The sequence below is a fragment of the Streptomyces sp. NPDC005070 genome (assembly GCF_053600395.1).
On sequence record NZ_JBSFZS010000072.1, the window covers coordinates 37,530 to 43,529 of the forward strand.

General features: G+C 70.0%; 6 protein-coding genes. All 6 read right to left on the reverse strand.

Features of this window, described 5'->3' with window-relative positions; genetic code table 11:
* Positions 1-26: 26 nt before the first annotated feature.
* The 6 genes from mreD to folC all read right to left on the reverse strand — a co-directional run bounded on the left by mreD (position 27) and on the right by folC (position 5,838).
* Positions 27-698, reverse strand: a complete 672-nt coding sequence (mreD, locus tag ACWEBX_RS23665) for a rod shape-determining protein MreD (protein ID WP_384794580.1) — start codon at positions 696-698, stop codon at positions 27-29.
* 19 nt (positions 699-717) lie between these two features.
* Positions 718-1,656: a rod shape-determining protein MreC gene (gene mreC, locus ACWEBX_RS23670; RefSeq protein WP_451886806.1), complete on the reverse strand. Its 939-nt coding sequence runs from the start codon at positions 1,654-1,656 to the stop codon at positions 718-720.
* A gap of 218 nt (positions 1,657-1,874) precedes the next feature.
* A complete protein-coding gene (locus tag ACWEBX_RS23675; protein WP_451886807.1) occupies positions 1,875-2,894 on the reverse strand; it encodes a rod shape-determining protein in 1,020 nt (339 codons plus the stop codon).
* Between the two features lie 440 nt (positions 2,895-3,334).
* Entirely contained in the window at positions 3,335-3,748 is a 414-nt protein-coding gene (ndk, locus tag ACWEBX_RS23680; RefSeq protein ID WP_045557536.1) for a nucleoside-diphosphate kinase, read from the reverse strand.
* Positions 3,749-3,934: 186 nt separating this feature from the next.
* Positions 3,935-4,294, reverse strand: a complete 360-nt coding sequence (locus tag ACWEBX_RS23685; RefSeq protein WP_451886808.1) for a DUF4233 domain-containing protein — start codon at positions 4,292-4,294, stop codon at positions 3,935-3,937.
* A gap of 5 nt (positions 4,295-4,299) precedes the next feature.
* Positions 4,300-5,838 (reverse strand): bifunctional tetrahydrofolate synthase/dihydrofolate synthase, encoded by a 1,539-nt coding sequence (gene folC / locus ACWEBX_RS23690; RefSeq protein ID WP_451886809.1) that lies wholly within the window; start codon positions 5,836-5,838, stop codon positions 4,300-4,302.
* Positions 5,839-6,000 lie beyond the last annotated feature (162 nt).

The following is a 6,000-nucleotide window of genomic DNA, read 5'->3' on the forward strand; positions in this document are numbered from 1 at the left end:
CCGGGGGACGGGCCGCGTCGCTGTCGTCACAGCCGCTTGACCCCCTTGATGCGTCCGGCGCGGGCGACCCGCGCCTTGGCCGCCTTCACGCGCAGTCCGCCGCGCTGGCTGCCGATGCGCAGGCCGGTGCCGGAGGACAGCCAGCCCGAGGAGACGTCGGCCGCCTTGGAGGCCGAACCGCCGTCGGCGAGCGGATCGTTCTCGGCCCGCCGGGCCAGCGCCATCAGCACCGGCACGACGAAGGGCGCGAGCAGCAGGTCGTAGAGGGCTGCCGTGATGAGCAGGCTGCTGAGCCCGACATGGCGGGCGGCGGTGTCGCCTACGAGGGCGCCGACGCCCGCGTAGAGCACGGTGGAGCCGATCGCGGCGGCGACGACCACGGCCATGGGTCCGGTGGCCGACTTGAGTCTGCCGTTCTCGGGCTTGGCGAGGCCGGCGAGATAGCCGACGACGCAGAGCACGAGGGCGTAGCGTCCGGCGGCGTGGTCGGCGGGCGGGGCGAGGTCGGAGAGCAGACCCGCGCCGAAGCCGATGAGCGCGCCGCCGACATGGCCGTAGACCAGGGCGAGGGCGAGCACGGTCAGCAGCACCAGGTCGGGGACGGCGCCCGGGAGATGAAGTCGGGCGAGAACGCTCACCTGGATCACCAGGGCGACGACCACCAGGGTGACGGAGAGCAGCATCCGGTTGAAACGCATGGGATTCGGCTCCTCCTGATTACTGCTGCTGGCCGAGGTCGGGGGCGCTCGCCGAGGGGGTGACCGTCACGGTCACGGTCGGCGTGGGCGTCGGTTTGGGTTTCGGGGGCAGCACGGTGTCGCGCGGGTCGCTCTTGGGCGCCGCGACGACCACACCGACGATGTCGAGCTTGGTGAACGAGACGAACGGCGTCACGTAGATCGTGCGGGTCAGGTCGCCGCCGGAGGGGTCGACCCGGGAGACGACGCCGACGGGGACGCCGGGCACGAACGGCTTGTCGGACTGCGAGCCGAAGGTGACCAGCCGGTCGCCCTTCTTGATCTTCGCCTTGGCGTTGAGGAGTTCGACGCGCAGCGGGCGGTCGCCCTGTCCGGAGGCGAAGCCGAGTTCGTCGGTGGACTCCATGCGCGTGCCGACGGTGAAGTCGGGGTCGTTGGCGAGGAGCACGGTCGCGGTGTCGGGGCCGACGGTGGTGACCCGGCCGACCAGTCCGTCGCCGTTCAGGACGGTCATGTCGCGCTGGATGCCGTCGTTGGCGCCGACGTCGATGGTGACGGTCCAGGAGAAGCCCTGGGCGGCCCCTATGGCGATCACCTCGGCACCCTTGATGCCGTACTGGCCCTCACCCGCCACCTTGATCATCTTGTCGAGCTGCTTGAGGCGGCTGCGGTTGCGGTCGTCGCTGCCGAGCTTCGCCTTCAACGCCGCGTTGTCGTGCTCCAGTTGGGCGATGCGGCTGTGCCGATCGCCCGAGTCGCGGACCGCGGAGATCGCGTTGCCGACGGGGTCGACCGCGGACGACACCCCGTTCTCGATCGGGCCGAAGACCGTCGCGGCGGCCTGGCGGGCACCGTCGACCGGTGAGTCCTGCCCGCCGCGGATGTCCACCGTGATCAGTGCGAACGCGATGGCGATCAGCAGCACCAGGAGCAGCCGGCTCTCTCGTGTGTCCCTCACGTGCGGCGGCCGTGCCTTCCTCGTCGTATTGGGTCAACAGGGGCGCGCCCTGGGCGAAAAGGATGCCCACGGTGCGATGAGGCTGGGGTGGGGGGTGTGAGACGGGGTGGCTGTTATGGGGGAGGTTATGACTCTATGTCGCAGGAGTTTATGCCTCCATACCAACGATCCGCCGCACGAGAAGGGCTGATCTCGTACGGCGGAATCGAAGTGTTATGTCATCTGCGGGGCTGGGCGTCCAGAACCTGCTGGAGCGCCTCGAACTCCTCGACGCACTTGCCGGAGCCGAGCGCCACGCTGTCGAGCGGGTCCTCCGCGATGTGGATCGGCATACCGGTCTCGCGGCGCAGCCGCTCGTCCAGGCCGCGCAGCAGGGCCCCGCCGCCGGTCAGGACGATGCCCCGGTCCATCACGTCACCGGAGAGCTCGGGCGGGCACTTGTCGAGCGTCGTCTTCACGGCGTCGATGATCGCGTTGACCGGCTCCTCGATCGCCTTGCGGACCTCCGCCGCGGAGACGACGACCGTCTTGGGCAGTCCGGAGACCAGGTCCCGGCCACGGATCTCGGTGTGCTCGTCGGTGTCGAGGTCGTACGCGGAACCGATCGTGATCTTGATCTGCTCGGCCGTCCGCTCACCGAGAAGGAGGCTGTACTCCTTCTTGATGTGCTGGATGATCGCGTTGTCCAGCTCGTCGCCCGCGACGCGGATGGACTGGGCGGTGACGATGCCGCCGAGCGAGATGACCGCGACCTCCGTGGTGCCGCCGCCGATGTCCACCACCATGTTGCCGGTGGCCTCGTGGACCGGCAGGCCGGCGCCGATGGCCGCGGCCATGGGCTCCTCGATGATGTGCACCTGGCGGGCGCCGGCCTGGGACGACGCCTCGATGACGGCACGGCGCTCGACGCCCGTGATACCGGAGGGCACACACACGACGACACGGGGACGGGCGAGGTAGCGCCGCTTGTGGATCTTCAGGATGAAGTAGCGGAGCATGCGCTCGGTGATCTCGAAGTCGGCGATGACGCCGTCCCTCAGCGGGCGCACGGCAACGATGTTGCCCGGCGTCCGCCCGATCATCTTCTTCGCTTCCGCGCCGACCGCGAGGATCCCGCCGGTGTTGGTGTTGATCGCGACGACGGACGGCTCGTTGAGTACGATCCCTCGGCCCCTGACGTACACCAGCGTGTTGGCGGTCCCGAGGTCGACAGCCATGTCACGGCCGATGAACGACATTGAGTTCCCCATCAGGATTCGTCTGGCCTTCCCTAAGCGAACGTTGACGGCGTTTTAGGGACGGCGCGAGGTTGGTGCAGCGACGTGAACGCTTCCATCGTAGACGCGCCTGCACGAACACTGCGCGAGGGTCTTGGCCATTGTCGGCAGATGGCGGAGCGACTCGCTTGTGGAGACGGGCCATCGGGGTCACGCGTTCCCCCGATCAGCGCGCATATGCCACGGGACGGCCTGATTTTTCAGGGCCGTCCCAGGTCAGACTGTCACAGCCGTGCTGACGCAGTCTCAGAAAATTCTTTGAAAATGTTCGGTTCGGCGGGCTCCGGAGATCGTCCGGACGGCCTCGGCGAGGCCGCCCGCGGTCTCGGGCGCGACCGTCCGTACGCCGGACGGTGACCGTCCGTGCGCGCGGACGCGGCACGGAGCCTACGTCCGTACGCTCAGGCGCGGCCGGGGAAGAAGATCTTCACCTCGCGCTCGGCGGACTCCTCGGAGTCGGAGGCGTGGATCAGGTTCTCGCGCACGATCACGCCGTAGTCACCGCGGATGGAACCGGGGGCGGCGGCGATCGGGTCGGTCGGGCCGGCCAGGGCGCGCACGCCCTCGATGACCCGCTCGCCCTCGACGATCAGGGCCACGACCGGGCCGGAGGCCATGAACGCCACCAGCGGCTCGTAGAAGGGCTTGCCCTTGTGCTCGCCGTAGTGCTGCTCGAGCGTGTCCTGGTCCAGGGTCCGCAGCTCCAGCGCGGTGATCTGCCAGCCGGCCTTGCGCTCGATGCGGCTGATGATCTCGCCGGTCAGGCCGCGACGGACGGCGTCGGGCTTGAGAAGGACGAGGGTGCGCTGGCTCACGGGAAGGCTCCTTCGGGTCACACGGGTGCGGATGACCGAGGCTACAGGGCGTGTCCGGGTCGCTGTCACACAGCGTCAGGTGATACGGACCCACGCGTCCGTCCGCCGGTACCGAGCGCCGACGCGCCCCGCCGGACGGACTCCAGGGCCTGTCCGAGCCGGACAGGCCCCGAGGATCGGACCGCCCTAGGCGGGGTTGCCGTCCGGCTCGGCCTGCGCCTGCGCGGCGAACCTGGCCTTGGCCTCGTCGATCTTCCGGCCGTAGTGGACCGAGGCCCACCACAGGGCGGCGAAGGCCGCGCCCAGGATGAACATCGACGGCACGAAGAACCCGCCGGCGATCAGCAGGATCTGCAGCGCCCAGCCGAGCTGGACACCGCCGGGCCGCGTGATCATGCCGCAGAGCAGCACGCTCAGCGTCATCAGGACCCCGCAGACCGTCCAGACCGTGGCCGTGGACAGATCGGGGTCCTTCATGGCGACGAGCCCGGCGAAGCCGATGACGAAGACCTCGCCGATCAGAGTGGAAGCACAGAGCGTACGCACGAGAGTCAGCCCCTCCCCAGGAGCAGTCGGGCCTCGCCGACCGTGATGACGGAACCGGTGACCAGCACGCCCCCGCCCGCGTACTCGCCCTCTTCCTCGGCGAGCGTGATGGCGGCCTCCAGGGCGTCGTCCAGGCGCGGTTCGACCTGTACGCGGTCCTCGCCGAAGACCTCGACGGCGATCCCGGCGAGTTCGTCCGCGTCCATCGCGCGATGGCTGGAGTTCTGGGTGACGACGACCTCCGCGAAGATCGGCTCGAAGGCTTCGAGCACGCCCCGTACGTTCTTGTCGCCGCTCGCGCCGACGACGCCGATCAGCCGGCTGAAGTCGAAGACCTCGCTCACGGCCTCGGCGGTGGCGCGGGCGCCCGCGGGGTTGTGCGCGGCGTCGAGCACCACGGTGGGCGAGCGGCGCACGATCTCCAGGCGCCCGGGCGAGGTGACCGAGGCGAACGCCTTGCGCACGGTGTCGATGTCGAGCCGCTGGTTGTGGGCCGAGCCGACGCCGAAGAACGCCTCGACCGCGGCGAGCGCCACGGCGGCGTTGTGCGCCTGGTAGGCGCCGTGCAGCGGCAGGAAGACCTCTTCGTACTCCCCGCCGAGGCCGCGCAGCGTGAGGAGCTGCCCGCCGACCGCGATCTGCCGTGACACGACACCGAATTCGAGGCCCTCGCGGGCCACCGTCGCGTCGACCTCGACGGCCTTCTTCAGCAGCACCTGGGCCGCGTCGACCGGCTGCTGGGCGAGGATGACGGTGGCGTCCTGCTTGACGATGCCGGCCTTCTCGGTGGCGATCTCGGCATGCGTCTCACCGAGCCGGTCGGTGTGGTCGAGGTCGATGGGGGTCACGACGGCGACGTCCCCGTCGATGACGTTCGTGGCGTCCCAGCTTCCGCCCATGCCGACCTCGACGACGGCGACGTCCACGGGCGCGTCCGCGAAGGCGGCGTACGCCATCGCGGTGAGCACCTCGAAGAAGGACAGCCGGTACTCCTGCTGCCCGTCGACCATCTCGACGTAGGGCTTGATGTCGTTGTACGTCTCGACGAAGCGCTCGGCGGGCAGCGGCGCCCCGTCCAGGCTGATGCGCTCGGTGATCGACTGCACGTGGGGGCTGGTGTAGCGGCCGGTGCGCAGGTCGAAGGCGCCGAGCAGGGACTCGACCATGCGGGCGGTGGAGGTCTTGCCGTTGGTGCCCGTGATGTGGATCGAGGGGTACGCGCGCTGTGGCTCCCCGAGGACGTCCATCAGCGCGGCGATCCTGGCGACGGACGGCTCCAGCTTCGTCTCGCCCCAGCGGGTGGCGAGTTCGGCCTCCACCTCGCGCAGCGCCTTGTCGACCTCGGGGTCGGAGGGCCTCGCGGGTCCGTCGGCCTGGTGACCGCCGGCGCCCTGGGTCCGCAGGGTTCGGCTGCCGGCCTCGATCACCGCGAGGTCGGGGTCGCGGTCGGTCTCGTTCGCCACGATCTCGTCGAAGAGACCGTGCGGGTCACGGTCCTGCGGCTCGTCGGACGCGCTGTCGTCGTGCGGGGGGAGGTCACTCACGGGGCCAGTCTACGGAGGTGGCGGGGGTGTGGGGGCGTGTGGGGGCGCATGGGGGTTTTCGCCCCCTCCGCCCCGTACCCGGGGCTGCCGCCCCCAGCCCCCGCTTCGGCCTACGGCCTCGTCCTCGAGCGCCGGACGGGCTGGAACTCTCCAGCGCCGTCC